At 67.6% G+C, this 24957-nt stretch carries 26 protein-coding genes; 20 read left to right on the top strand and 6 right to left on the bottom strand.

All coding sequences use genetic code 11. The annotated features are described in order from the left end of the window. Positions 1–32: 32 nt before the first annotated feature. Together DBV14_RS26045 and radA are read right to left on the bottom strand one after the other, a co-directional pair. Positions 33–1550 (bottom strand): BCCT family transporter, encoded by a 1518-nt coding sequence (locus tag DBV14_RS26045; protein ID WP_124463590.1) that lies wholly within the window; start codon positions 1548–1550, stop codon positions 33–35. 93 nt (positions 1551–1643) lie between these two features. Continuing rightward, entirely contained in the window at positions 1644–3032 is a 1389-nt protein-coding gene (radA, locus tag DBV14_RS26040) for a DNA repair protein RadA (RefSeq protein WP_124463588.1), read from the bottom strand. A 260-nt stretch (positions 3033–3292) separates the two neighbouring features. On the opposite strand from radA, the gene hpaR reads away from it, so the two are divergent. The 16 genes from hpaR (at position 3293) to DBV14_RS25960 (ending at position 17064) form a co-directional block, all read left to right on the top strand. Next, on the top strand, positions 3293–3727 hold the full coding sequence (gene hpaR / locus DBV14_RS26035; protein WP_124463586.1) for a homoprotocatechuate degradation operon regulator HpaR: 435 nt from the start codon (positions 3293–3295) through the stop codon (positions 3725–3727). Beyond that, positions 3724–4383, top strand: a complete 660-nt coding sequence (locus DBV14_RS26030; RefSeq protein ID WP_124463585.1) for a fumarylacetoacetate hydrolase family protein — start codon at positions 3724–3726, stop codon at positions 4381–4383. The genes hpaR and DBV14_RS26030 overlap by 4 nt, the downstream gene beginning before the upstream one ends. After that, a complete protein-coding gene (locus DBV14_RS26025; protein WP_124463584.1) occupies positions 4380–5162 on the top strand; it encodes a fumarylacetoacetate hydrolase family protein in 783 nt (260 codons plus the stop codon). The genes DBV14_RS26030 and DBV14_RS26025 overlap by 4 nt, the downstream gene beginning before the upstream one ends. Positions 5163–5215: 53 nt before the next feature. Then, positions 5216–6208 (top strand): tripartite tricarboxylate transporter substrate binding protein, encoded by a 993-nt coding sequence (locus DBV14_RS26020; RefSeq protein ID WP_124463582.1) that lies wholly within the window; start codon positions 5216–5218, stop codon positions 6206–6208. 19 nt (positions 6209–6227) lie between these two features. Next, on the top strand, positions 6228–7694 hold the full coding sequence (gene hpaE, locus DBV14_RS26015; RefSeq protein ID WP_124463580.1) for a 5-carboxymethyl-2-hydroxymuconate semialdehyde dehydrogenase: 1467 nt from the start codon (positions 6228–6230) through the stop codon (positions 7692–7694). Then, positions 7691–8665, top strand: a complete 975-nt coding sequence (locus DBV14_RS26010; RefSeq protein WP_124463578.1) for a tripartite tricarboxylate transporter substrate binding protein — start codon at positions 7691–7693, stop codon at positions 8663–8665. The genes hpaE and DBV14_RS26010 overlap by 4 nt, the downstream gene beginning before the upstream one ends. Before the next feature lie 3 nt (positions 8666–8668). Beyond that, entirely contained in the window at positions 8669–9004 is a 336-nt protein-coding gene (locus DBV14_RS26005; RefSeq protein ID WP_124463576.1) for an aromatic ring-opening dioxygenase subunit LigA, read from the top strand. Then, positions 9001–9828, top strand: coding sequence for an extradiol ring-cleavage dioxygenase (locus DBV14_RS26000; protein WP_124463574.1), 828 nt, complete (start codon positions 9001–9003; stop codon positions 9826–9828). Before DBV14_RS26005 ends, DBV14_RS26000 begins: the two co-directional genes overlap by 4 nt. A gap of 22 nt (positions 9829–9850) precedes the next feature. Further along, positions 9851–10258: a 5-carboxymethyl-2-hydroxymuconate Delta-isomerase gene (locus DBV14_RS25995; RefSeq protein WP_124463572.1), complete on the top strand. Its 408-nt coding sequence runs from the start codon at positions 9851–9853 to the stop codon at positions 10256–10258. 17 nt (positions 10259–10275) lie between these two features. Continuing rightward, positions 10276–11079: a 2-oxo-hept-4-ene-1,7-dioate hydratase gene (gene hpaH, locus DBV14_RS25990; RefSeq protein ID WP_124463571.1), complete on the top strand. Its 804-nt coding sequence runs from the start codon at positions 10276–10278 to the stop codon at positions 11077–11079. A 26-nt stretch (positions 11080–11105) separates the two neighbouring features. After that, positions 11106–11927, top strand: coding sequence for a 4-hydroxy-2-oxoheptanedioate aldolase (gene hpaI / locus DBV14_RS25985; RefSeq protein WP_124463570.1), 822 nt, complete (start codon positions 11106–11108; stop codon positions 11925–11927). 28 nt (positions 11928–11955) lie between these two features. Beyond that, a complete protein-coding gene (locus tag DBV14_RS25980; protein ID WP_124463568.1) occupies positions 11956–12423 on the top strand; it encodes a nuclear transport factor 2 family protein in 468 nt (155 codons plus the stop codon). Positions 12424–12490: 67 nt separating this feature from the next. After that, positions 12491–14230 carry a dihydroxy-acid dehydratase gene (gene ilvD / locus DBV14_RS25975; protein ID WP_124463566.1) on the top strand — a complete coding sequence of 580 codons (1740 nt, stop codon included), beginning with the start codon at positions 12491–12493 and terminating at the stop codon, positions 14228–14230. 34 nt (positions 14231–14264) lie between these two features. After that, on the top strand, positions 14265–15254 hold the full coding sequence (locus DBV14_RS25970; RefSeq protein ID WP_124463564.1) for a Bug family tripartite tricarboxylate transporter substrate binding protein: 990 nt from the start codon (positions 14265–14267) through the stop codon (positions 15252–15254). 18 nt (positions 15255–15272) lie between these two features. Continuing rightward, positions 15273–16073, top strand: coding sequence for a class II aldolase/adducin family protein (locus DBV14_RS25965; RefSeq protein WP_124463562.1), 801 nt, complete (start codon positions 15273–15275; stop codon positions 16071–16073). 13 nt (positions 16074–16086) lie between these two features. Next, entirely contained in the window at positions 16087–17064 is a 978-nt protein-coding gene (locus tag DBV14_RS25960; RefSeq protein ID WP_124463560.1) for a 2-dehydropantoate 2-reductase, read from the top strand. A gap of 47 nt (positions 17065–17111) precedes the next feature. Here DBV14_RS25960 and DBV14_RS25955 read toward each other — a convergent pair whose 3' ends face one another. After that, complete coding sequence (locus DBV14_RS25955) at positions 17112–17939, bottom strand: hypothetical protein (protein WP_124463558.1); 828 nt, start codon at positions 17937–17939, stop codon at positions 17112–17114. Between the two features lie 73 nt (positions 17940–18012). Then, on the bottom strand, positions 18013–18966 hold the full coding sequence (locus DBV14_RS25950) for a DMT family transporter (RefSeq protein ID WP_124463556.1): 954 nt from the start codon (positions 18964–18966) through the stop codon (positions 18013–18015). Positions 18967–19068: 102 nt separating this feature from the next. Here DBV14_RS25950 and DBV14_RS25945 point away from each other — a divergent pair, with 102 nt between their 5' ends. Next, positions 19069–20055, top strand: a complete 987-nt coding sequence (locus DBV14_RS25945) for a LysR family transcriptional regulator (RefSeq protein WP_124463554.1) — start codon at positions 19069–19071, stop codon at positions 20053–20055. Here the strand turns inward: DBV14_RS25945 and DBV14_RS25940 are convergent. Continuing rightward, positions 20009–20755 carry a hypothetical protein gene (locus DBV14_RS25940; protein WP_124463553.1) on the bottom strand — a complete coding sequence of 249 codons (747 nt, stop codon included), beginning with the start codon at positions 20753–20755 and terminating at the stop codon, positions 20009–20011. The two genes, DBV14_RS25945 and DBV14_RS25940, sit on opposite strands and share 47 nt — an antisense overlap. Continuing rightward, positions 20752–21861, bottom strand: coding sequence for an alanine racemase (alr, locus tag DBV14_RS25935; RefSeq protein ID WP_124463551.1), 1110 nt, complete (start codon positions 21859–21861; stop codon positions 20752–20754). The genes DBV14_RS25940 and alr overlap by 4 nt, the downstream gene beginning before the upstream one ends. Positions 21862–22042: 181 nt before the next feature. Here alr and lplT point away from each other — a divergent pair, with 181 nt between their 5' ends. From lplT to DBV14_RS25915, 3 genes are all read left to right on the top strand, one after another. Further along, complete coding sequence (lplT, locus tag DBV14_RS25930) at positions 22043–23347, top strand: lysophospholipid transporter LplT (protein WP_124463549.1); 1305 nt, start codon at positions 22043–22045, stop codon at positions 23345–23347. A 112-nt stretch (positions 23348–23459) separates the two neighbouring features. Further along, a complete protein-coding gene (locus DBV14_RS25920) occupies positions 23460–24350 on the top strand; it encodes a DMT family transporter (protein ID WP_124463548.1) in 891 nt (296 codons plus the stop codon). Between the two features lie 11 nt (positions 24351–24361). After that, positions 24362–24850 carry a glutathione peroxidase gene (locus DBV14_RS25915; protein WP_124463547.1) on the top strand — a complete coding sequence of 163 codons (489 nt, stop codon included), beginning with the start codon at positions 24362–24364 and terminating at the stop codon, positions 24848–24850. The last annotated feature ends 107 nt before the right edge of the window (positions 24851–24957 follow it).

Raw genomic sequence — 24957 nt, 5'->3', positions numbered from 1 at the left:
GTGCGCCGGGCTTTTTTTAATAACAACAAGAGCTAACCGTTCACGAGCTGCCGCATCTTGCGTCGCAGCTCGCGTTCGCGTTTCTGCTCCGCGTTCCAGTCGTCGCGGATGGCCAGCGTGACCGACAGCGCCATCAGCAGGATGACGAACGCGAAGGGCAGCGCGAACACGATGGTCGCCGTCTGTATGGCCTTGATCCCGCCCGCGAAGAGCAGGCTCAGTGCAATGGCCGCCACCAGCACGCCCCAGGTGATCTTCACGCGGGCCGGCGGGTTCGGGTTGCCCTTGGTGCTCATGATGCCCAGCACCAGCGTGGCGGAATCGCCCGAGGTGACGAAGAACACGAACACCAGCAGCGTGGCCACCACCGACAGCAGCATGCCCATGGGCATGGCCTTGAACATCACGAACATGGTGGTCGACACGTCGGCCCGCACCGCCTCGACCAGCGGCACGCCCTGGAAAATCTGGAAGTTGAGCGCCGCCCCGCCGAACACCGAGAACCACGCGAAGCCCACCAGCGTGGGCGCGATCACCGTGCCCAGGATGAACTGGCGGATGGTGCGGCCGCGCGACACGCGCGCGATGAACAGCCCCACGAACGGCGACCACGCCAGCCACCAGGCCCAGTAGAAGAGCGTCCAGTCGCCGACCCACGAGCTGTTGCGGAACGGGTTCATGCGCAGGCTCATGCGCACGAACTCGGCAAGGTACGAGCCCAGCGTGTTGGTGAAGGTCTCGACGATGGCGATGGTCGGCCCCACGACCAGCACCACGAGCGCCAGCAACGCCGCCAGCACCAGGTTGCCCGTCGACAGCCACTTCACGCCGCGCTCGACGCCGGTCACCGCCGAGGTAATGAACAGCACCGTCGTCACCACGATGATCGTCGCCTGCGTCCAGCGGCCGATCTCGGTGCCGAAGGCCGCGTGCAGCCCGCTGTTGATCTGCGTCGCGCCCATGCCCAGCGATGCCGCGACGCCGAACGCCGTGGCCACCACCGCCAGCACGTTGAAGGCCGGCGACAGCCGCTGCACGAAGCGCCACGGCAGCGCCTCGGTGGCCGAGCTGACCAGCGGCAGTGCCTTGCGGCGGAAGCTGAAGAACGCGATCGACAGGCCGACGATGCCGTAGATGGCCCACGGGTGCAGGCCCCAGTGAAAGAAGGCGTAGCGCATGGCCACGCCAGCGGCGTCGGGCGTGGCCGCGATCACGCCCGGCGGCGGACTCGCGTAGTGGGAGATCGGCTCCGCCACGCCCCAGAACACCAGCCCGATGCCCATGCCGGCCGCGAACAGCATCGCGAACCAGGCGCCGATGGAAAACTCGGGCTCGTCGTCTTCATCGCCCAGCTTCAGGTCGCCGAAGCGGCTGAAGGCCAGGAAGAACGCCAGCACCACCAGCCCCAGCACCACCCACAGGTAGAACCAGCCGAAGTTGCGCGTGATGCCGGCCAGCGCGGCGCCGAACACGCTGTCGAGCGTGGCCGGCGAAACCAGCCCCCACAGGACGACCGCCGCGATGAGGCTGGCGGAAACGATGAGTTGCATGGTGAATCCTCCGAAGGTGTGAACGGCTGCGCCACCGCCCGCAGGGTAACCCGCGGGACGGCCGATGGCATCCGCTTGTTGACTTGTTGAGGCTCAGTCGAGCCGGCGCACCACGTCCATCGCTTCTTCGATGCGGTCGACGGGATGGATGGTCAGGCCTTCGATTTCCTTGGCGCCCTTGCGCGGCGCATTGGCCCGCGGCACGACGGCAATGCTGAAGCCCAGCTTGGCGGCTTCGCGCAGGCGCTCCTGCCCGCGCGGCGCGGGACGCACTTCGCCGGCCAGGCCCACTTCGCCGAAAGCGATGAAGCCCTTGGGCATCGGCTTGCCGCGCAGGCTGGAGGTAATGGCCAGCATCACGGCCAGGTCGGCCGCGGGCTCGCTGATGCGCACGCCGCCCACCGCATTGACGAACACGTCCTGGTCCATGCAGGCCACGCCGGCATGGCGGTGCAGCACCGCCAGCAGCATCGCGAGGCGGTCGCGGTCCAGGCCCACCGACAGGCGGCGCGGGCTCGGTCCGCCGTTGTCGACCAGCGCCTGGATTTCCACCAGCATGGGCCGCGTGCCTTCGAGCGTGACCAGCACCACGCTGCCGGGCACCGGCTCGGCATGCTGGCTCAGGAAGATGGCGCTCGGGTTGGTCACGCCCTTCAGGCCGCGCTCGGTCATGGCGAACACGCCGATCTCGTTCACCGCGCCGAAGCGGTTCTTGATGGCGCGCACCAGGCGAAAGCTCGAATGCGTGTCGCCTTCGAAGTACAGCACCGTATCGACCATATGCTCCAGCACGCGCGGACCGGCCAGTGCACCTTCCTTGGTGACGTGGCCCACCAGCACCACGGCCGTGCCGCTGGTCTTGGCGAAGCGCGTGAGGTGCGCCGCGCATTCGCGCACCTGCGCCACCGAGCCGGGCGCGGAGGTGAGCTGGTCGGAGTACACCGTCTGGATCGAGTCGATCACCGCGATGGCGGGGCGCGTGGCGTCGAGCGTGGCAATGATCTTTTCAAGCTGGATCTCGGCCAGCACCTGCACCTGCGAGTGGTCGAGCCCGAGCCGGCGCGAGCGCAGCGCCACCTGCGCGCCGCTTTCTTCGCCGGTGACGTACAGCGCGTTCTGCCCCGCGCGCTGCAAGGCATCGACCGCCTGCAGCAGCAGCGTCGACTTGCCGATGCCGGGGTCGCCGCCGATCAGCGTGACGCCGCCCGACACGATGCCGCCGCCCAGCACGCGGTCGAGCTCGTCGATGCCGGTGGGCGTGCGCGCGATGTCGGTGGCTTCGATCTCGGACAGCGTGGCGAGTTCGGAAACGCCCGCCAGCGGAGAGAACTGCGTGCCGAAGCGGTTGTTGGCCGGCGCGCCGCTTCCCGCGACCTGCTCGATCAGTGTGTTCCAGGCGCCGCAGCTCGGGCATTTGCCGAGCCACTTGGGGCTGGTGCCGCCGCATTCACTGCATACGAAAGTTGTTTTGTCCTTGGCCATGCGAGGAGTTTAGGGTCTGTCATCAATCGGACGCCCACGCGAGCCCCTGCTGCGCGGTGCAGTGCAAGGCGCCCTGAGTGCCGTGTAGCACCGCTACACAAGCGAAGGGCAACGCCGCAATGCGCCGTGCAGCGGGGGCCAGCGCGCGGGCGTCCGATTGATGACAGACCCTATGTGTCCGCACAAACCCTGATGGCTGGTGCCTTGGAAACAAACGACGAATCATTTAACATGTTAAGTAATTTCACGAGAGACATGCATTGAGCACGACATTCACGCACCGCAATTTGCCGCGCCTGCTGCTGCAGGCCCGCGAAGCCGTGATGGCCCACACGCGCCCCAGCCTGCGCGAACACGCGCTGTCCGACCAGCAATGGCGCGTGCTGCGCGTGCTGGGCGAACACGGCGCGGTCGATACCGGCCGCGTGGCGCGCGAGGCCTTCATCCTGGGCCCCAGCCTGACCGGCGTGCTCGCACGCATGGAGCGCGACAACCTCATCACCCGCGCCCGCGACCCCGCGGACCAGCGCCGCACCGTGGTCGAGGCCACGCCGCACGGCATGAAGCTGGTCAAGCGCCTGGGCACCAGCATCGAGGCGCACTACGACTGGATGGAACAGTCGCTGGGCAAGGCCAAGCTCTCGCAGCTCTACGGGCTGCTCGACGAACTCATCGCACTGGAACAGCCTTCATGAGCACCCCCGGCACACCATCACCGCACTACCTTCCGACCGGCACCGTGTACGGCACGCTGCTGAACTTCCGCGCCGAAGTCCTGGCGCTCGCGCCGCAGATGACGCAGCCGCCCTACAAGGCACCGCCGAAAGCGCCCGTGCTGTACGTGAAGACGGCCAACACCTGGAGCCCGAACGGCAGCGCCATCGCGGTGCCGGTCGGCACCCGCGAGGTCGAGATCGGCGCCAGCATCGGCATGGTGATCGGCGCCGAAGGCGACGTCGAAGGCTTCGTGCTGATGAACGACCTGTCGATTCCGCATGCGAGCTTTTTCCGCCCGCCGGTGAAGTTCAAGTGCGTCGACGGCTTCCTGGGCATCGGCCCCGCGCTGCGCGACGCGCAGGAGGTGGCCGACCCCGCCGACTTTCGCGCCGAGGTGCGCATCAACGGTGAACTGAAGCAGTCCATCGACTTCTCGCAGCTCGTGCGTCCGGCGAAGCAACTGCTCGCCGATGTAGGCGACTTCATGACGCTCGCGCACGGCGACGTGCTGATGCTCGGCTGCGACGCCGGTCGTCCGCTGGCCCGCGCAGGCGACCGCATCGAGATCTCCGCGCCGGGGTTCGAGACACTGAACAACACGCTGGTGCAGCAGCCAGAGGAAAGCGCCGCATGAAGCACGCACGCGTCATTTACGAAGGCCGCGAACACACCGGCACCGCCCACGAATTCAACGGCCAGCCCGATGCCGCCGTGCGCCTGCAAGACGGCCGCGTGGTGCCGCAGGAGCAGCTCACGTGGCTGCCGCCGCTCGCGCCCACGCCGCGCCCGCGCACCATCCTCGCGCTGGGCCTGAACTACGCAGACCACGCGAAGGAGCTGGAGTTCAAGGCGCCCGAAGAGCCGCTGGTTTTCGTCAAGGGCCAGAGCACGCTCATCGGCCACCGCCAGCACACGCACCGCCCGGCGGGCGTGCAGTTCATGCACTACGAATGCGAGCTGGCCATCGTCGTCGGCAAGACCGCGAAGAACGTGAAGCGCGCCGACGCGTACGACTTCATCGGCGGCTACACCGTGGCCAACGACTACGCCATTCGCGACTACCTGGAGAACTGGTATCGCCCGAACCTGCGCGTGAAGAACCGCGACACCTGCACGCCGCTGGGCCCGTGGTTCGTCGATGCGGCCGATGTGCACAACCTTCCAGGTGGACCCATGGCGCTCGCGCTGCGGACCACCGTCAACGGCACGGTCACGCAGCAGGGCAACACGCGCGACATGATCTTCGACGCGCCCTTCCTCATCGAGTACTTCAGCCGCTTCATGACGCTGTCGCCGGGCGACCTGATCCTCACGGGCACGCCCGACGGCGTGGTCGATTGCAAGCCGGGCGACGTGGTCGTGACCCAGATCGAGCACATCGGCGCGCTGGTCAACACCATCGACGCGGCCTGAGCACGCCCTCCTTTTTTCCTGTCACACAAAAAACCAGCGGAGACAAACGCCCCATGAACGCCAGAAAGAAGACCCTTCGACTCGCCACCGCACTCGTGGCATTGAGCGCCGCGATGTTCGCGCTCGATGCGCCGGCGCAAACGGCCGCATTCCCCGCCAAGTCCGTGCGCTGGGTGGTGGGCTACCCGGCCGGCGGCGGCACCGACTTCCTGGCACGCACGGTCGGCGCGCAGGTGTCGCAGCAGGTCGGCCAGCCCGTCATCATCGACAACAAGCCCGGTGCCGGCGCGATCATCGCGTCGGAGACGGTGGCGCGCGCACCGGGCGACGGCTACACGGTGTTCTCGGCCGACAACGGCGTGCTGGTCTACAACCCCGCGCTCTACAAGAAGCTGCCCTACGACGCCGAGAAAGACTTCGCGCTGGTCGGCATGATGGGCCGCTCGCCGCTCATCATCACGGCCGCGCCCAATGCAGGCCTGGCCAATGCCAAGGCGCTCATTGCCGCGCTGAAGGCCTCGCCCGGCAAGTACAGCATCGCGACGCCGGGCACCGGCAGCCCGCACCACCTGGCGATGGAACTGTTCCAGCGCGAGGCCGGCGTGTCGATGCTGCACGTGCCCTACAAGGGCGGCGCCCCCGCACTGCAAGACCTCATGGGCGGACAGGTGCCGCTGATGATGCTCGACCTGCCCAGCGGCGTGAGCGCGGTCAAGGCCGGCAAGGTGGTGCCGCTTCTGGCCATGTCGGCCGAGCGCATTCCGCAACTGCCCAACGTGCCCACGGCAAAAGAACTGGGCTACGGCAATGTCGAGGCCTACACCTGGCAGGGCCTGGTAACGCCCGCCGCCACGCCGAAGGAGGTGCAGGCAAAGCTCGGCACCGAGCTGCAGAAGGCCATGGGCGATGCCGGCGTGAAACAGAAACTCTACGACGCCGGCTGGGAAGCACGCCCCGCCGACGCCACCGAAATGACGCGCTACACCGATGCGGAGCGCAAGAAATGGCATGCGCTGATCAAGGCGCGCGACATCAAGCTCGACTGAACCGGACGGACCTTTTTCCATGCAACAGATCAACCACCTCATCAACGGCAAATCGGTCACCGGCACCGACTACTTCGAAACCGTCAACCCGGCCACGCAGGAAGTGCTGGCCGAAGTCGCCTCGGGCGGCGAAGCCGAAGTCAACGCTGCCGTGGCCGCCGCCAAGGAAGCCTTCCCCAAGTGGGCCGGCATGCCCGCGCCCGAACGCGCGAAGCTGATCCGCAAGCTCGGCGACCTGATCGCCGCGCACGTGCCCGAGATTGCGCAGACCGAAACCAACGACTGCGGGCAGGTGATCGCGCAGACCGGCAAGCAGCTGATTCCGCGCGCCGCCGACAACTTCTATTACTTCGCCGAGATGTGCACGCGCGTCGACGGCCACACCTACCCCACGCCCACGCACCTGAACTACACGCTGTTCCACCCGGTGGGCGTGTGCGCGCTCATCAGCCCGTGGAACGTGCCCTTCATGACGGCCACCTGGAAGGTCGCGCCCTGCCTGGCCTTCGGCAACACGGCGGTGCTGAAGATGAGCGAGCTGTCGCCGCTCACGGCCGCGCGCCTGGGCGAGCTGGCGCTCGAGGCCGGCATTCCGCCCGGCGTGCTGAACCTGGTGCACGGCTACGGCAAGGAAGCCGGCGAGCCGCTGGTGGGCCACCCCGACGTGCGCGCCATTTCGTTCACCGGCTCCACCGCCACGGGCAACCGCATCGTGAAGAGCGCGGGCCTGAAGAAGTTCAGCATGGAGCTGGGCGGCAAGAGCCCCTTCGTGATCTTCGAAGACGCCGACCTCGACCGCGCGCTCGACGCGGCCGTGTTCATGATCTTCAGCAACAACGGCGAGCGCTGCACGGCCGGCTCGCGCATCCTGGTGCAGCAGTCGATCTACGCCGACTTTGCCGCCAAGTTCGCGGAGCGCGCGAAGCGCATCACCGTGGGCGACCCGCTCGACGAGAAGACCATCGTCGGCCCGATGATTTCGCAGGCCCACCTGGCCAAGGTGCGCAGCTACATCGAGCTGGGCCCGAAGGAAGGCGCGACCCTGCTGTGCGGTGGCCTCGAAGCACCGAGCAACCTGCCGGACCGCGTTCAGCGCGGCAACTACGTGATGCCCACCGTCTTCGCCGACGTCGACAACCGCATGAAGATCGCGCAGGACGAAATCTTCGGCCCGGTCGCCTGCCTGATCCCGTTCAAGGACGAGGCCGATGCGATCCGCCTGGCCAACGACATCCAGTACGGCCTCTCCAGCTACGTGTGGACCGAGAACATCGGCAAGGCCCATCGCGTGGCGGCCGCCGTGGAAGCCGGCATGTGCTTCGTCAACAGCCAGAACGTAAGAGACCTTCGCCAGCCCTTCGGCGGCACCAAGGCCTCGGGCACCGGCCGCGAAGGCGGCACCTGGAGCTACGAGGTGTTCTGCGAGCCGAAGAACGTGGCGGTGTCGCTGGGCTCGCACCACATTCCGCACTGGGGCGTGGCGTGAACTCCCAACGTCGGGCACTGCTGCAAGGCGCGGCTGCATTCGCGGCCCTGCCCTCTCTGGCGCGCGCGCAGGCGGCATGGCCCAACAAGCCGGTCCGCGTGATCGTGCCCTTCACGCCCGGCGGCACCACCGACTTCGTGGCGCGGCTGGTGGGCGTCGAACTGTCGAAGACGCTCGGCCAACCCGTGATCGTCGACAACAAGCCCGGCGCCGGCACGGTGATCGGTGTCGACGCGGCCGCCAAGTCGCCGCCCGACGGCTACACCTTCGTCTGCGTGGCCAACAGCTTCACGGCCAACCAGACGCTGATCCGCAAGCTGCCCTACGACACGCAGAAAGACCTGCGCCCCGTCGCGCTGATGGGCATGTCCGAGCACGTGCTGGCCACGCACCCGAACAGCGGCCTGAAGACGCTGGCCGACCTTCGCGCCCTGGCCAAGGCCAAGCCGGGCACGCTGAGCTTTGCCTCTTTCGGCAACGGCACCTCGGCCCACCTGTCGGGCGAAATGCTCAAGCTGCAGATGGGGCTGGACATCGTGCACGTGCCCTACAAGGGGCAAGGCCCCGCCCTGACAGACCTGCTCGGCGGCCAGGTGACGGTGATGTTCGGCAACTGGCCCGAGTTTCGCGGCCACATCCAGAGCGGCAAGCTGGTCGCGCTCGGCATGGCGACCGCGCAACGCTCGCAGTACGCGCCGGCCATACCCACACTGGCCGAACAGGGCGTGGCCATCGAGTCCAATTCGTGGAACGGCCTGCTGGCACCCGCCGGCACGCCCGATGCCATCGTGCAGCGCCTGAACGCCGAAGTGAACCGCGCGCTCGCCGGGCCGGCGGTAACGGATGCCTTCCACAAGGGAGGCATTGCGTCGCTGTCGGGCACGCCCGAGCGCTTTGCGGCTTTCATCCTGAGCGAGATCGCGAAGTACGGCGACGTGATCCGCAAGGCCAACATCCAGATCGAGGGCTGACCGATGAGCCTCTATGCGATGCAGAAATTCCTGTTCGCGCTGAACCGCGAGGCCGAGGTGCAGCGCCGCTACGCCGACGGCGGCGACACGCGCGCCGCGCTGCTGGCCGACTACGACCTGAACGCCGAAGAACGCGAAGCCATCGGCACCGGCGACATCGGCAAGCTCTACGTGCTCGGCTGCAACGGCCAGCTGCTGATGCACTTCGCGCCGCTGCTCGGCATTCCCTGGGCCGACTACCTCGAAGCGATGCGCGAAGGCGTGCGCAAATACGGTCCGGTGCGCGCAGGTATCTACGCAATGACGACAGGCACAGACGAAAAGGTGGCAGGCGTATGAGTCTCGTATTCGCAGGCGTGTGCAGCCACGCCCCCGGCATCACGGGCCGCGCCCACCTGGCCGACCCGGCGGTCAAGGACGAGTTCCACGCGCAGTTCCATCGCTTCGGCGAAGCCATGCGCGCCACGAAGCCCGATGCGGTGATCGTCATCGCGGCGGAGCACTTCGCCAACTTCTTCATGAACAACATGCCGGCCTATGCCATTGGCATGGCCGACAGCTACGAAGGCCCGATCGAAGACCCGAAGTGGCTGGGCATCGAGAAGACCAGGGTGCCAGGCGACGCCGCGCTGTCGCAGCGCCTGATCCGCGAAGTGATGCAGACCGTGGACGTCGCCTATGCGGAAGAATGGAAGTTCGACCACGGCATCATGGTGCCGCTGAACTTCCTGACGCCGAACTTCGACACCAAGGTCATTCCCGTGAACATCAACTGCCAGGGCCCGCCGCTCACGCCGCTGCACCGCGCCTGGGCATTCGGCGAGGCGCTGCGCCGCGCCTGCGACAAGGCGCCCGAGCGCATTGCGCTGGTGGGCACGGGCGGCATTTCGCACTGGCCGGCCACGCCCGATTCGGGCAAGGTGAATGCCGAGTGGGACGCCGAGTTCATGCGCCGCTGGTGCGCCAACGACCGCGACGCCTTGCTCTCGCAGGCCGACTACAACGACGAAGCCACCTACCGCGAAGCGGGCCAGGGCGGCTTCGAGATTCGCACCTTCCTGAGCGTGGCCGCGGCCGCGCGCGGCAAGGGCGAGATTTTTCACATGAAGGCCATCCCGATCTTCGCGGTGACCTGCACGGCCGCCGTCATGTCGGTGGCCTGAAGCACAACGGAGCCTTGCCGCCATGCCGCATCTGGTGATCCTGTACACGCCCAACATCGAAGCCGAGACCGACATGTCGGCGCTGTGCCGCACGCTGGCCGACACCATGCTCACGCAGCGCGACGAGGCCGGCAAGCCGGTGTTTCCCATAGGCGGCACGCGCGTGCTGGCCTACCCCGCCGCGCACTTCGCGGTGGCCGACGGCGAGGCCGACTACGCCTTCGTGTACCTGAACATCCGCATGGCCGCGGGCCGCTCCGAGGCGGTGAAGAAAAAAGCCGGCGACGAGCTGCTGGCCGACGTGCGCGCGCATTTCGCACCCATCTTCGAGCAGCGCCACATCGGCATCACGCTGCAGATCGACGAGAGCCCGGGGCAGGTGTACGACGGCAAGCACAGCAACCTGCACCCCCTGTTCAACAAGCCATAAAAAAGAAGCGAGCCCCCATGCTGTCCACAGCCACCATCGCCCAACTGGCCGCCGAACTGCACGAGAGCGAAAAGTCGCGCGTGCAGGTCGAGCACTTCTCCAAGCGCTTTCCCGAGATGACCATTGAAGACGGCTACGCCATCTCGCGCGAATGGGTGAAGAACAAGATCGCCGAAGGCCGCATCGTCAAAGGCCACAAGATCGGCCTGACCTCGCGCGCCATGCAGCAATCCAGCCAGATCACCGAGCCCGACTACGGCACGCTGCTCGACGACATGTTCTTCGAGCAGGGCGGCGACATTCCGTTCAAGCGCTTCATTGCGCCGCGCATCGAGGTCGAGCTGGCCTTCGTTCTCGGCAAGAAGCTGCAGGGCCCGAACGTGACCATCTTCGACGTGCTGGCCGCCACCGACTACGTGGTGCCCGCCATCGAGATCATCGACGCGCGCATCGAGCAGTTCGACCGCCACACCAAGGCCATGCGCAAGGTGTTCGACACCATCGCCGACAACGCGGCCAATGCGGGCATCGTGCTCGGCGGCCGGCCGGTGAAACCCGACGCGGTCGACCTGCGCTGGGTGAGCGCGCTGCTCTACAAGAACGGCGTGATCGAAGAGTCGGGCGTGGCCGCGGCCGTGCTCAACCACCCCGCCACCGGCGTGGCCTGGCTCGCCAACAAGCTCGCGCCATGGGACGAATGCCTGGAGGCCGGCGAAGTGGTGCTGGGCGGCTCGTTCACGCGGCCCACCAACGCGGTGCCGGGCGACACCTTCCACGCCGACTACGGCCCGCTGGGCTCCATCGCCTTCCGCTTCGTCTGAACAACAAAAAGGCCACCGTCACTCCCATGCAAACACCCCTCAACACATTCAAGCAGGCCCTGCAGGCCGGCAAGCCCCAGATCGGCCTCTGGGTCGGCCTGGCCGATGGCTACGTGGCCGAGCTGCTGGCCGGCACCGGCTACGACTGGCTGCTGGTCGACGGCGAGCACGCGCCCAACGACGTGCGCTCGGTGCTCGGGCAGCTGCAGGGCATTTCGAGCGCGTGGTCGGCGCAGCCCGAAGCGGAGCGCTCGCACCCGATCGTGCGCATTCCGACCGGCGACACCACGCTCATCAAGCAATACCTGGACATCGGTGCGCAGACCATCCTCGTGCCGATGGTCGACACCGCCGAGCAGGCCGCGCGGCTGGTGCAGGGCATGCGCTACCCGCCCGAAGGCATCCGCGGCATGGGCAGCGCACTGGCCCGCGCCTCGCGCTGGCAGGCCTACCCGAACTACCTGCACGAAGCCAACGCGCAGACCTGCCTGCTGGTGCAGGCCGAGACGGTCGAGGCCATGAAGAACATCGATGCCATCGCGGCCACCCCGGGCGTGGACGGCGTGTTCATCGGGCCGGCCGACCTGTCGGCGTCGATGGGTTTCGTGGGCCAGCCCAACCACCCCGAGGTGCAGGCCGTGATCGCCGACGCCGTCGCGCGCATCCTGAAGGCCGGCAAGGCGCCGGGCATTCTGTCGACCACCGAGGAGCAGGCGCGCAAGTGGCTCGCGGCCGGCGCGCTGTTCGTGGCGGTGGGGGTCGACACCATCCTGCTGGCGGCGGCGGCCAAGCAACTGCTCGCGAAGTACAAGACCGCCCCGGGCGCCGCCTCGCCCAACGGCTACTGACCCCGCCCATTCACTCCTGGAGCACCCGATGCGACGCATGACCCTGGCGGCCCTGGCCGCGACAGCCACCCTGTTCCTCGCGGCCTGCGCCCAGCCGGGCAAGAGCCCGATGTCGCAGGCCCAGCAGGAGGCCAACCGCCAGACCGTGCTCGCCTTCTACGAGAAGGGCCTGAACCAGAAAGACGCCGAGGCGGCCCTGCAGCACGTGGGCAGCCGCTATGTGCAGCACAACCCCACGGCGGCCGACGGGCCCGAGGGCTTTCGCAAGTTCATTGCCTTCCTGCGCGAGAGGTTTCCGAAGTCGCACAGCGACATCAAGCGCAGCTTCGTCGATGGCGACTACGTGATCCTGCACGTGAACGCGGTGCGCGAGCCGGGCACGCGCGGCAGCGCCATCGTCGACATCTTCAAGCTGGAGAACGGAAAGATCGTCGAGCACTGGGACGTGGTGCAGCCCGTTCCCGAAACCGCCGCCAACAAGAACGGCATGTTCTGACGCTTCTTCGCATCCCATCCACGTACACGCACAAGCACAAGCACAAGCGCCAGCCCACGCCAGCCGCATGACCACGACGCCCAAAGACCCCGCCGCCCTGCGCTTTCGCTCCGCCACCATCCGCGAGGGCACGATCCGCGCGACCACGCGCAGCTTCCTGCATGCGCTGGGCCAGGACGACGAGGACATCGCGCGCCCGCACATCGGGGTGTTCCACACGGGCGGCGAAATGAGCCCGTGCAACCTGAACCTGCGCGAGCAGGCGCAGCATGCCAAGACCGGCATCTACGCGGGCGGCGGCACGCCGCACGAATGCCCGGTGGTGTCGGTGAGCGACGGGCTCACCATGGCGCATTCGGGCATGCGCTTTTCGCTGATCTCGCGCGAGCTGATCGCCGACAGCGTGGAAGCTTCCACGCGCGGCCACCAGTGGGACGGCATCTTCGCCATCGGCGCCTGCGACAAGAACCTGCCGGGCCTGATGATGGGCATGGTGCGCTGCAACGTGCCGAGCGTGTTCGTGCACGGCGGCTCGGCATTGCCGGGGCAGATGCCCGGCCCCGACGGGCGCGACCTGAACGTGGTCGACACCTACGAGACCATCGGCAAGGTGCTGGCCGGCACCGCCACGCACGACGAGCTCGACGCCATGAGCCGCGCCTGCCTGCCGACGGCCGGCGCCTGCGCGGGGCAGTTCACGGCCAACACCATGGGCATGGTGTCGGAGGCGCTGGGCCTGGCGCCCATCGGCTCGAGCATGGTGCCGGCGGTGTTCAGCGAACGCGCGCCGCTGATGCGCCGCGCCGCGAAGAACCTCATGAAGGCGGTGATGGGCGACAGCCCGCTGCCGCGCGACATCGTGACGCGCAAGGCGCTGGAAAACGCCTGCGCCGTGGTGTCGGCCACGGGCGGCTCGACCAATGCCGCATTGCACCTGCCGGCCATTGCGCACGAGGCCGGCATCAAGTTCCACCTGGACGACGTGGCCGAAATTTTCGCGCGCACGCCGCTCATTGCCGACCTGCGCCCGGGCGGCCAGTACCTGGCGCGCGACGTGTTCTACATCGGCGGCGCGGGCGTCATCCTGCGCACGCTGATGGAGCAGGGCTTCCTGCACGGCGACGCCCTCACCTTCACCGGCCGCACGATGGCCGAGGAGTTGGCCGACGCCCTCTCGCCCGACGGCCGGGTGGTGCGCGAGGCCGGCAACCCGATCACGCGCGACGGCGGCCTGGCGGTGCTCAAGGGCAACCTCTGCCCCGATGGCGCGCTGCTGAAGACGGCGGGCCTGAAGGGCCTGGTGTTCCGCGGCCCGGCGCGCGTCTTCAATTCGGAAGAAGAAGCGCAGGCGGCCGTGCAGAACCGCCGCTACGAAGCTGGCGACGTGATCGTCATCCGCAACGAAGGCCCCAAGGGCAGCCCCGGCATGCGCGAGATGCTGGGCATTACCGCCCTGCTCTACGGCCAGGGCATGGGCGACAAGGTGGCGCTGCTGACCGACGGGCGCTTCTCGGGTGCCACGCGCGGCCTGTGCATCGGCTACGCGGGGCCCGAAGCGGCCGACGGCGGGCCGATTGCGGCGCTGCGCGACGGCGACATGGTGGCCATCGATGCGCGGGCCGAGGCACGCACCATTTCGGTGGAGCTCACGGCCGGGGAAATTGCCTCGCGCCTGGCGGGACGTGAGGTAAACGCGGGGGCGCCAAAAGGTGGTTTGTTGGAAAAATACGCGCTCACCGTGCGCCCTGCCCACCAGGGCGCCGTGACCCACTCGGGCGCGGTCACCTGGCTGCGCGACGAGTCTTGATCCTTCACCACAACGTCCCGGAGAGAGACCCATCATGAGCTTCACACGCCGCCAGATCCTGCAGACCACCGGCGCCTCGGCGCTGCTCGCGGGCATCGGCCAGCAGGCCTTTGCGCAAGCCGGCATCGAGACCGCGACCATCGTCACCGGCTTCGCGGCCGGCGGCACCTCGGACACCACCTGCCGCCGCCTGGCGCAGAAGCTCAGTCCCGACTACGCAAGGACGGCCGTGGTCGAGAACCGCACCGGCGCCGGCGGCCAGATCGCCGTGAGCTACGTGAAGGGCCGCCCGGCCGACGGCAGCACCATCCTGCAGACGCCGACCTCGATCCTCACGATCTATCCGCACATCTACAAGAAGCTGCCGTACGACCCGATGGTCGACATCGCCCCGGTCAGCATCGCCTGCATCTTCGACTTCGGCTTTGCCGTGGGCCCGTCCGTGCCGGCCAGCGTGAAGACGGTGCCCGAGTTCCTGGCCTGGGCCAAGGCCAACCCGGCCGGCGCCAACTTCGGCTCGCCGGCCGCCGGCTCCACGCCGCACTTCATCGGCGCGCTGCTGGGCAAGAAGGGCGACGTCGAGCTGAAGCACGCCGCCTACCGCGGCACGCAGCCAGCCATGCTCGACCTGCTGGGCGGCAACATCTCGGCGGTGTCGGGCCCCATCGGCGACATCACGCAGCACCTGCAATCGGGCAAGGTGCGCATCCTGGGCGTGTCGGGTGCCAAGCGCAGCCGGTTCGCGCCCGACGTGCCGACCTTCGGCGAACAGGGCATCAAGGACATGGCGCACAGCGAGTGGTTTGCCTTCTTCCTGCCCGCCAAGGCATCGCCCGAGCTGGTGGCGCGCCTGAATGCATCGATGAAGTCCGCGCTCGCGCAGAAAGACGTGATCGACGGCCTCGGCACCTTCGGGCTGGAAGCCATGTCTTCCACGCCCGCCGAGCTGACCGAGCTGCTCAAGAAAGACACCGCCAAGTGGGCGCCGATCGTGAAAGAGGTCGGCTTCACCGCGGAGGGTTAAACACATGAAGGAACTGCAATGAACATCCCACTCGCCACCACCACGCCGGCCTCGGCGCTGGTCCATCCCTCGATCCATCCCGACGAGCGCGCCGCGCGCGAAGAGCTCGCGGCCTGCTACCGCGTGTTCGCGATGCTCGGCTGGGTCGAGATGATCTACAACCACATCACGGTGCGGCTGCCCGACAGCGTGACGGGTGGCGAGAAGCAGTTCCTCATCAACCCCTTTGGGCTGCACTACAGCGAGGTCACGGCCAGCAACCTGGTGAAGATCGACCTGCAGGGCAAGGTGCTCGACGGCTCGACGCACCCGGTGAACCCGGCCGGCTTCGTGGTGCACGCGGCCATTCACGACGGCCTGCCCGGCGCGCACTGCGTGATGCACACGCACACCACGGCCGGCGTGGCCGTGGCCTGCCTGCAAAACGGCCTGCAGCAGACCAACTTCTATACCGCCCAGCTGCACGACATGGTGGCGTACCACGACTTCGAAGGCATCACGATCCACGCCGACGAAGGCCCGCGCCTGCTGAAGAGTATCGGCAACCGCAACGCGGTGATCCTGCGCAACCACGGCCTGCTGGCCTGGGGCCAGACGCTGCCGCAGACCTTCGCAATCCTGTGGACCCTGCAGCGCGCCTGCGAGATCCAGATGGCGACCTTCTCGATGGGCGCCTCCGTCTTGCCGGTGAGCGAAGACATCGCACGCCGCTGCACGCGCGACGCGCTGCAGTTCAGCCCCGAGCATGGCGCCGGGCAGGACGTGTTCAATGCCCTGGTCCGCCAGGTCGACCGCATCGATCCCAGCTACCGCAACTGAGGCCACTGTTTCCATGAAGATTTGCATTTACGGCGCCGGCGCCATCGGCGGCTGGATCGGCGTGGGCCTGGCGCAAGCGGGCCAGCGGCTCAACGTGGTGGCGCGCGGCGCCACGCTCGAAGCGCTGCAGCGCGACGGCCTTTCATTGATGCGCGGCGACGTGCGCACGCGCGTGCCGGTCAACGCGGTGGCCGACCCCGAATCGCTCGGCGTGCAAGACCTGGTGGTGATCGCCGTGAAGGCGCCCGCGCTGGCCGGCGTGGCCGAACGCATCGGGCCGCTGATCGGGCCCGACACCCTGGTGCTGGTGGCCATGAACGGCGTGCCGTGGTGGTTCCTCGAAGGCGGCTTCGGTGGCGAGATCACCGGGCACCGGCTCGCGGCGGTCGACCCCGTCGGCGCCATCGCCAAGGCCATTCCGGCCCGCAACGTGATCGGCTGCGTGGTGCACGCCAGCTGTTCGCTCGACGGGCCCGGCGTGGTGCGGCACCACTTCGGCAACGGGCTGATCGTGGGCGAGCCTTCGGGCGAAGCCACGCCGCGCGTGCAGAAGCTGGTCGAGCTGCTCAGGAGCACCGGCATCGACACCACGCTGTCACCGCAGATCCAGAAGGACGTGTGGTTCAAGCTGTGGGGCAACATGACGGTGAACCCCATCAGCGCGCTGACCGGCGCCACCACCGACCTGATCATGGGCGACGACTACGTGCGCGGCTTCATCTCGGCCGTGATGCTCGAAGCCAAGGAAATCGGCCGCCGCATCGGCATCGAGATCACGCAGAGCCCCGAAGACCGGCATGCGGTGACGATGAAGCTCGGCGCATTCAAGACCTCGATGCTGCAGGACGTGGAAGCCGGCCGCTCGGTGGAACTGGATGCGCTGGTGACGGTGGTGCGGGAGCTGGGCGAGCTGACCGGGGTGGCCACGCCGTTCACGGATGCGCTGCTGGGGCTGGCGCGGTTGAGAACACGCCAGCTCGGTTTGTATTGAGCGTTGCAAGAAAGGAAGGCGCGCACGCTGCGCCCTCCTCCATGGGCTTACCAGCGCTTTTCGGGCGTGGCGGCCAGCGTCTCGGTGCAACTGGCCACGGCCTTCACGCGCTCTTCGCGCAGCCGCTGCCAGTTGTCGGCCTTCCACTGCGTCCAGGCGATGGGCTCCGATTGATAGAGGCACGCGAACGGCGGGCGCATGAAGCCCGCGCGGCCGAGTTCGGCGCCGAACTTCAGGCGGAACAACTCGTCCGAGCCCACCAGGTTTTCATAGACCAGATGCCACGGGCCCGGATGCAGGGGCGTGTCGGCCTCTTTCTGGACTTGCCGCGCCTCTTCGATTTCCTCGGGCGTGGAGCCGTCCTTCAGGGCCGTTGTGTACGCGGCTTCGGCGCGCTTGCGGTAGATGTCGGTGGCGACCTTGCTCAGCGCATCGTTCAATTCGGCGATGGCCGGGTTGACGGCCAGGGACTCGTCCTTGAGTTCTTCGATGGCATCGCCGGCCAGATCGCCTTTTGAGAAGCCGGCAGCGCCGACCGTCGTCGTGCCCGTGAGCGCCGACACCGCGAGGCTCAGCGCGACCTGCCCCACGATGTTGGTGACCGTACCGTCGCGCCGCACCACGCGCAGCCGCTCGATGCCTGGCTTGTAGAAGCCACGGCTGAAAAGCAGGCGGGTCTGCGGGGCCGCCGCTTGTTCGGGGGCGCGAACGGCCGGTGGCTGCGAGGGGATTGGGGTGTCCGCGGTAGCGGGTTGGGCTGCGGGTACCTGTGCCGATACCGGTGCTTCCACCTCGGCGGCATGCGCCGAAAAGCCGCTGATTGCCAGCACCATGCCGCAGGTGAAAGCGGCGTGCAGTTGTTTTTTCAAAGTCATGTGAACAGTTCTTCCTCCGGCCGGGATTGTCCTTGGCCGAAGAGCGCTGCCTTGCAGACGCGTGTCTAAAAATTCACGCTTGTGTGCGCGGCGCGACAGGCGGCGGCATGGTCACCCACCAGGCCGCCACGACGATCAGCAATCCACCGGCCCACCCCCAGGCCCCGATCCGTTCGCCGAACCCGTACACCGCGATCAGCGCGCCGAACACCGGCTCGCTGCCCATCAGCAGCGCCACCCGGCTCGGGCTCGAGCGCGAAGCCGCGTGGTTCTGCGCGAAGAACGCGAAGACCGTGCACAGCAGCACCAGGTAGGCCATGCCCCACCAGAAGGACGCCGTGGCCGGTGGTATGTGCCAGGCGCCGTTCGGCGGCGACGCAACCAGCGATATCGCCATGGCACCGAGCGCCATCACGCCCGACTGCACGGCCGTCAGCGTGAGCGCGGGCATCGCGTGCCGGCCGGCGAGCCGCCGCGTCATGCACACCATGACGGCGCGCAGGAAAGCCGCGACCACCATCAGGCCGTCGCCCCAACCCACCGCGATGTCGGCGGGCGACGTGGCCGACAGCATCGCCGCGCCCACGGCCGACAGGCCCGCCGCCCAGAACACGCGCCGCGCCGGCCGCTGCCCGAGCAGCCACCACTCGACGAACGGTGTGAGCGCCACGCACAGGCTGATGAGAAAGGCGGCATTGCTCGCCGCGGTGAGCGACACGCCGAAGGTCTCGCACACGAAGATGGCCAGCAGGTTGGCGCCGAGCAGCCCGCCCACCGCCAGGCCCTGCCGCCATTGCGCGCCGAACAGCGGCCTGAGCGCCGGCAGCAGCACGAGGAAGGTGAGCCCGAAGCGCAGCGCGATGAACTCCAGCACGGGCAGTTGCTGCGTGGCCTGCTTGGCGACGGCATAGCTGCCGCCCCACACGGCCGCCACGAGCAGCAACATGATCTCGGCGGCCCCGATGCCGCCCCACTTCTTCGCGCCCCACGCACCGGTGGCAATGCCCTGCGCCTGCTTTGAATCCATACTGTCGGCCCGCCGTCCATGAACAAGAGAGAGAAAGAAAAGAAATTGTTCATGGCTTCATCAGTGCCGGGTAGCCATCGGCCGGAACAGGACCATTGCGCCGTGGGAACGAATTCATTTCTCAAAGTGCTGCCGGAAATGGTGACCTTTCTTCGGGTCGCCGAGCTGGGCAGCTTCTCCGCCGCGGCCGACCTGCTGGGCATGACGCCTTCGGCCGCGAGCCGGCAGGTCAAGCGCCTCGAAAAGGAAATCGGCGTGCAGCTGCTGCAGCGGACCACGCGCCAGCTGCGCCTGACCGAGCCGGGCGCCGAAGCTTTCGCGCGGTGCCGCGAGCTGGTGCTGGCGGCGCAGGGCACGATGGACATTGCGCAGCAGTTCTCGCAAAAGCCCAGCGGGCTGGTGCGACTGAGCGCGCCCAAGGCCTTTGCACGTCGCGTGCTGCACCCGCACATGCTCGGCTTTCTGCAGCGCTACCCCGAAGTCGACGTGCAGCTGATCGTGGAAGACCGCGACATCGATCCGATCCGCGAAGGCGTGGACCTGGTGGTGCGGCTGACCACCGCGCCGCCCGAAGGGCTGGTGGCGCGGCAGCTGATGGCGGTCGAGCACATCCTGTGCGCCACGCCGCGCTACCTGGCACGGCACGAGGCCATTGCGCATCCGCGCGACCTGCTGGCGCACAGCTGCCTGTCGCTGGGTGAGCACGAGCGCGACAACCACTGGCGGTTCAGGAAAGAAGGCGAAGACGAGGCCGCGGTGGTGGTGAGCGGGCGCTATGTCTCGAACCACAGCGAGATCCGGCTCGAAGCGGCGCTGGCGGACCTGGGCGTGGCCTGCGTGCCGGCGTTCGTGGCGTGCGAGGCGCTGCGCGAAGGCCGCGTGGCGCGGGTGCTGGCCGACTGGGAGTTCCAGGGCAACTACCACGGGCACGCCTGGATTCTTTATCCGCCGAACCGCTTCACGGTGCCCAAGTGCAGGGTCCTGATCGATCACCTGCTCGGCGCGCTGGCCGGGTCTGATGGCTCTGATGGGCCCGGCTCGCTCAGTGCTTCTTCAGCAAAGTCCGCACGGCCTCGGGCAGGGAGTTGACCTGCGGCATGAAGTGATCGAGCAGCGCCCCGAGAATCACCGCGCTGATCACCGCACCGAGCAGCGGTTTCCACGTGAGCCGCACGGCGGCCATGAGCCAGCCCTCGCGCGCCACGCGCACCGCGGCGCGTGCCGACACGTACGAGAACGCAACCTCGACGGCCACGGCCAACAGGGCATCCCAGCTGAAGTAGAGCAGCACCAGCGAGCCGGCGCCGAACAGCACCGCCACGCAGATGAGAAAGATGGCGACCACGGGCACCACGACGATCGCGCCTTCGTCGGCACCGCCCGCAATGTCGAGCGCCCCGCTCGCCACATCGGACAGCAGGCCGCCGTCGCCACTGCCGCCACCGCCAAAGTCCACGGCGTTGCTGCCGTCGAGTGACAAGTCGGGCACGTCGATGCCGCCGCCCGGATCGATGTCGAAGTCGGTGCGGTTCTCGACCAGCCGCCTGGCCCACCAGCGCAGCACCAGCAGATAACCCAGGTACCCCACGCCCAGCGTGAGCAAATAGCGCACCGCCAGCGAGTCGACATGGAGCAGGTGCATCTGCAGCGCCGACACGCCCCACATCAGCAGCAGCGTGAAGGTGCCGATGAGAATGCCGTGCGTGCGCAGGCTGTAGTTGCGGTGCAGGTCGCGTTCGACCTGCGTTTCCCAAAGGCGCACCGAGCGCCAGTTGGAAAGAACCTTCATTGACCGTCGGTGGGCGCCTGGGGTGCGAACGGCACGCGTTGCGCCACCGCGCACATGAGCTCGTAGCCGACGGTGCCGCCGGCCCGCGCCACCTCGTCGATGGACAGCAGCGCGCCCGACGCAGCGGAGCGGCCCCACAGCGTGACCTCGGCGCCGAACTTCGCGTCGGGCACGGGCGTGAGGTCGACGGTGATCATGTCCATGCTGACGCGGCCGACCATGCGGGTGCGCACGCCGTTCACCAGCACGGGCGTGCCGGTGTTGCAGTGGCGCGGGTAGCCGTCGGCATAGCCGACCGCCGCCACGCCGATGGTGAGCGGCCCTTCGGCCGTGAAATTGGAGCCGTAGCCGATGGTGTCGCCAGCCTTGAGCGTCTGCACGCCGATGAGCTTGGTCGACAGCGTCATGGTGGGTTGCAGCTGCCAGTGCGCCGCGTCGTGCTCGGGAAAGTCGGGCGCGCTGCCGTACAGCTGGATGCCGGGGCGCACCCAGTCGCCGCGCGTGAGGTCGGCGTGGCGCAGGGTGGCGGCGCTGTTGGCGATGGTGCGCTCGCCCGGCATGTCGCGCGTGGCGCGCTCGAACACCTCGAGCTGGTGGGCGATGCCGCGCGCGCCGTCGGCGTCGCTGAAGTGCGTCATCAGCGAAATTTCGTCGACCTGCGTCAGGGCGTTCAGGCGCGTCCAGGCGGAGCCGTAGCGCTCGGGCGTGAAGCCCAGGCGGTTCATGCCGGAGTTCATCTTCAGGAAAACGCGCTGCGGCTTCAGGGTCTTGTGGGCCGCGAGCATGTCGATCTGCTCGTCGCAGTGCACCGTGTGCCACAGGTCCAGGCGCGAGCACAGCTCCAGGTCGCGCGCGTCGAACACGCCTTCGAGCAGCAGCACCGGGCCGCGCCAGCCCAGGGCGCGCACGCGCTCGGCCTCGGCCAGGTCAATGAGCGCAAAGCCGTCGGCACCGCGAAAACCCTCGTAGACCCGCTCGATGCCGTGGCCGTACGCGTTGGCCTTGACCACGGCCCAGACGCGGGCATCCAGGGCCGATTGGCGGGCCCTCGCGAGGTTGTGACGCAGGGCGTCGACGTGGACTGTGGCGAGAATGGGGCGCGGCATGACGTACTCCGGGGCGGCTCAGGGAAAATGCAGACCATGTTTTAGCATTTTCGGGAATGGGGTCGAATACCGTGGGGATGCCTATTTCCGCGTCGTACCCCCATGCTATAACCGCCCATTCGCCCCTGAGGCGACACTTTTTCACTACCGCCAGCAGACCCTCTGGCCAGCCAGCCCATCGATGAAGCGCGGTTTCTACACGATCATGTCGGCCCAGTTCTTTTCGTCGCTGGCCGACCAAGCGCTCTTCGTTGTTGCCGTCGATCTCATGCGAAGTTCGGGCGCGCCCGAATGGCAACGCGCAGCCCTGGTGCCGATTTTCGCGGTCTTCTACGTGGTGCTGGCGCCGCTGGTGGGCGCGTTTGCCGACGCGCTGCCCAAGGGCAAGGTGATGTTCATCAGCAATGCGATCAAGGTGGTCGGCTGCCTGATGATGCTGTTCGGCTCGCACCCGCTGCTGTCTTATTCGATCGTCGGGCTGGGTGCCGCGGCCTATTCGCCGGCCAAGTACGGCATCCTGACCGAGCTGCTGCCGGCCTCCCAGCTGGTGAAGGCCAACGGCTGGATCGAAGGCCTGACGATCGCCTCGATCCTGCTGGGCATCGTGCTCGGGGGCACGCTGGTGGGCCATGCGGTCTCCAGCCACCTGCTGGCCTTCGACTTCCCGCTGATCGACACAGGCATCGATTCGCCGGCCGAAGCCGCCATTGCGGTGCTGATCTTCGTGTACATCCTGGCCGCCTGGTTCAACACCCGCATTCCGCACACCGGCGTCGAAATGCGCCCGCTGCGCGCCAACCCCGAGCAGGGCATGGCGCGCAACATCGCCGCGCTGCTGCCCGACTTCTGGCATTGCAACGCGCGCCTGTGGCGCGACCGCCTCGGCCAGATCTCGCTGGCCACCACCACGCTTTTCTGGGGCGCGGGCGGCAACCTGAAGTACATCGTGCTGGCCTGGGCCTCGCTGGCCCTGGGCTACAACACCACCCAAGCCTCGGCGCTGACCGGCGTGGTGACCATCGGCACGGCCGTGGGCGCCATCGTCGCGTCGATGTACATGCGGCTGGACATGGCGACCCGCGTGATCCCGATGGGCATCGCCATGGGCCTGATGGTCATCGGCATGAACTTCATCGGCAACGTCTGGCTGGCGGTGCCGTTCCTCATCATCCTGGGCGGGCTCGGCGGTTTCCTGGTGGTGCCAATGAATGCGCTGCTGCAGCATCGGGGCCACAACCTGATGGGCGCCGGCCGTTCCATCGCCGTGCAGAACTTCAACGAGCAGGCCTGCATCCTGTTCCTGGGCGCGTTCTACAGCGTGTGCACGGGCCTGGGCCTGTCGGCCTACGGTGCCATCAGCGCCTTCGGCCTCGTGGTGGCGGGCTGCATGTGGCTCATCAAGCGCTGGCACGAGAACAACCTGAAGAAGTACCCGGAAGAAGTCGAGCACCTGCTGGCCATCGCCCGCAGCGACAAGCACCATTGACCTCCCCCAGGCTGCGCGCACTTCGTGTCGCTGCGCCAACCCCCTCACCGGGGGCAACACCAGCGGCCCGGCAAAGCCGGTTCCGCGGTGTTCCTGAGAATTCACAGCCCCCATGCCTGCACTTGCTTTGATGTTCAACGCCTTCGTGTGGGGCGTTTCATGGATTCCGTTCCGCCAGATCGCAAGCCACGGGCTGCATCCGCTGTGGACCACCTGCCTGATCTACCTGGTCATCGCCACCGCGATGGGCCTCGTGCGCCGGCACGCCTGGAAAGGCTTTGCCGCGTTTCCGATGCTGGTGGCGCTGGGCCTGGCGGCCGGGTTCACCAACGTGGGTTTCAACTGGGCCGCGACGCAGGGCGACGTGGTGCGCGTGGTGCTGCTGTTCTACCTGATGCCGCTGTGGAACGTGCTGCTGTCCTGGCTTTTGCTGGGCGAGCGGCCCACCAGCGGCGCGCTCGCGCGGGTGGCACTGGCTCTGGCCGGGGTGACGGTGGTGCTGAAGGCGCCGGGCGTCGACTGGCCCGTTCCGTCGAGCCTGCCCGACTGGCTGGGCGTGGCGGCGGGCTTCAGTTTTGCGTTGACGAACATCACGCTGCGCCATTTGCGTGACGCGCCGGGAGAGTCGCGCGCGCTGGCCATGTTCTGCGGCTGTGCGGTGGTGGGTGGCGTCACGGCGCTGATCGGCACGACGGCAGGCGGCATCGCTTCGCCGCTGCTGGCGTCACCCGGCTGGCTGGGCTGGGCCCTGCTGCTGGGCGCGGGCTTCATCGTCGCCAATGTGTGCCTGCAGTACGGCGCGCCGAAGCTGGCGACGAGCACAAGCTCGGTGATCATGCTGTCGGAAGTGCTGTTCGCCAGCGTCTCGTCGGTGGCACTGGGCGCGGCCACCATGGACCCGCGCATCCTGGTGGGCGGCGCATTGATCGTGCTGGGCGCCGTATGGTCGGCGTTTGCACGAACAGCCCCGCCGCGCGATGATCGCGCCTCTGCGTCCACCTGAGGAACACTCCCATGACCAGCGTCTACGACTTCGAGGCCAACCAGATCGACGGCAAGCCGGTGAAGCTCTCGGCCTTCAAAGGCAAGGTTCTGCTGATCGTGAATACCGCCAGCAAATGCGGCTTCACGCCACAGTTCGCGGGGCTGGAGGCGCTGCACGAGAAGTACGCCGAGCAGGGGCTGACGGTGCTGGGTTTTCCGTCGAACCAGTTCGGCGCGCAAGACCCGGGAACGAACGAAGAGATCGGTGCGTTCTGTACGAAGAACTACGGCGTGAGTTTTCCGATGATGGAAAAGATCGACGTCAACGGCAGCGATGCGGCGCCGCTGTACCAGTGGCTGACGAAAGAGAAGCCGGGGTTGCTGGGCCTGACGGCGATCAAGTGGAACTTCACCAAGTTCCTGATCGGCCGCGACGGCTCGGTACTCAAGCGCTATGCGCCGCTGGACACGCCGGCGTCACTCACTCGCGACATCGAAGCTGCGCTGGCTGCTGGCTGAGTTCTCGTTCGCTCGATCGCTTGGAGGCTGACCCGTCTTCTGTTCGGGGTCTTGATGCGGATGCGGGGTCATTCGGGGTGCGTACGACTGACACCGGGTACTCCCCT

This window comes from Variovorax sp. KBW07, assembly GCF_003852515.1.
Classification (GTDB): domain Bacteria; phylum Pseudomonadota; class Gammaproteobacteria; order Burkholderiales; family Burkholderiaceae_C; genus Variovorax.
The sequence above is the reverse complement of the archived record's forward strand: the minus strand, read 5'-3'. Positions and strand labels throughout refer to the sequence as shown.

What these genes read in the sequence shown, in the direction of transcription:
- DBV14_RS26045 (WP_124463590.1), bottom strand. Translation starts at nt 1,550, where the DNA reads ATGCAACTCATCGTTTCCGCCAGCCTCATCGCGGCGGTCGTCCTGTGG.
- radA (WP_124463588.1), bottom strand. Translation starts at nt 3,032, where the DNA reads ATGGCCAAGGACAAAACAACTTTCGTATGCAGTGAATGCGGCGGCACC.
- DBV14_RS26030 (WP_124463585.1), top strand. Translation starts at nt 3,724, where the DNA reads ATGAGCACCCCCGGCACACCATCACCGCACTACCTTCCGACCGGCACC.
- DBV14_RS26025 (WP_124463584.1), top strand. Translation starts at nt 4,380, where the DNA reads ATGAAGCACGCACGCGTCATTTACGAAGGCCGCGAACACACCGGCACC.
- DBV14_RS26020 (WP_124463582.1), top strand. Translation starts at nt 5,216, where the DNA reads ATGAACGCCAGAAAGAAGACCCTTCGACTCGCCACCGCACTCGTGGCA.
- hpaE (WP_124463580.1), top strand. Translation starts at nt 6,228, where the DNA reads ATGCAACAGATCAACCACCTCATCAACGGCAAATCGGTCACCGGCACC.
- DBV14_RS26005 (WP_124463576.1), top strand. Translation starts at nt 8,669, where the DNA reads ATGAGCCTCTATGCGATGCAGAAATTCCTGTTCGCGCTGAACCGCGAG.
- DBV14_RS26000 (WP_124463574.1), top strand. Translation starts at nt 9,001, where the DNA reads ATGAGTCTCGTATTCGCAGGCGTGTGCAGCCACGCCCCCGGCATCACG.
- DBV14_RS25995 (WP_124463572.1), top strand. Translation starts at nt 9,851, where the DNA reads ATGCCGCATCTGGTGATCCTGTACACGCCCAACATCGAAGCCGAGACC.
- hpaH (WP_124463571.1), top strand. Translation starts at nt 10,276, where the DNA reads ATGCTGTCCACAGCCACCATCGCCCAACTGGCCGCCGAACTGCACGAG.
- hpaI (WP_124463570.1), top strand. Translation starts at nt 11,106, where the DNA reads ATGCAAACACCCCTCAACACATTCAAGCAGGCCCTGCAGGCCGGCAAG.
- DBV14_RS25980 (WP_124463568.1), top strand. Translation starts at nt 11,956, where the DNA reads ATGCGACGCATGACCCTGGCGGCCCTGGCCGCGACAGCCACCCTGTTC.
- ilvD (WP_124463566.1), top strand. Translation starts at nt 12,491, where the DNA reads ATGACCACGACGCCCAAAGACCCCGCCGCCCTGCGCTTTCGCTCCGCC.
- DBV14_RS25970 (WP_124463564.1), top strand. Translation starts at nt 14,265, where the DNA reads ATGAGCTTCACACGCCGCCAGATCCTGCAGACCACCGGCGCCTCGGCG.
- DBV14_RS25965 (WP_124463562.1), top strand. Translation starts at nt 15,273, where the DNA reads ATGAACATCCCACTCGCCACCACCACGCCGGCCTCGGCGCTGGTCCAT.
- DBV14_RS25960 (WP_124463560.1), top strand. Translation starts at nt 16,087, where the DNA reads ATGAAGATTTGCATTTACGGCGCCGGCGCCATCGGCGGCTGGATCGGC.
- DBV14_RS25955 (WP_124463558.1), bottom strand. Translation starts at nt 17,939, where the DNA reads ATGACTTTGAAAAAACAACTGCACGCCGCTTTCACCTGCGGCATGGTG.
- DBV14_RS25950 (WP_124463556.1), bottom strand. Translation starts at nt 18,966, where the DNA reads ATGGATTCAAAGCAGGCGCAGGGCATTGCCACCGGTGCGTGGGGCGCG.
- DBV14_RS25940 (WP_124463553.1), bottom strand. Translation starts at nt 20,755, where the DNA reads ATGAAGGTTCTTTCCAACTGGCGCTCGGTGCGCCTTTGGGAAACGCAG.
- alr (WP_124463551.1), bottom strand. Translation starts at nt 21,861, where the DNA reads ATGCCGCGCCCCATTCTCGCCACAGTCCACGTCGACGCCCTGCGTCAC.
- lplT (WP_124463549.1), top strand. Translation starts at nt 22,043, where the DNA reads ATGAAGCGCGGTTTCTACACGATCATGTCGGCCCAGTTCTTTTCGTCG.
- DBV14_RS25920 (WP_124463548.1), top strand. Translation starts at nt 23,460, where the DNA reads ATGCCTGCACTTGCTTTGATGTTCAACGCCTTCGTGTGGGGCGTTTCA.
- DBV14_RS25915 (WP_124463547.1), top strand. Translation starts at nt 24,362, where the DNA reads ATGACCAGCGTCTACGACTTCGAGGCCAACCAGATCGACGGCAAGCCG.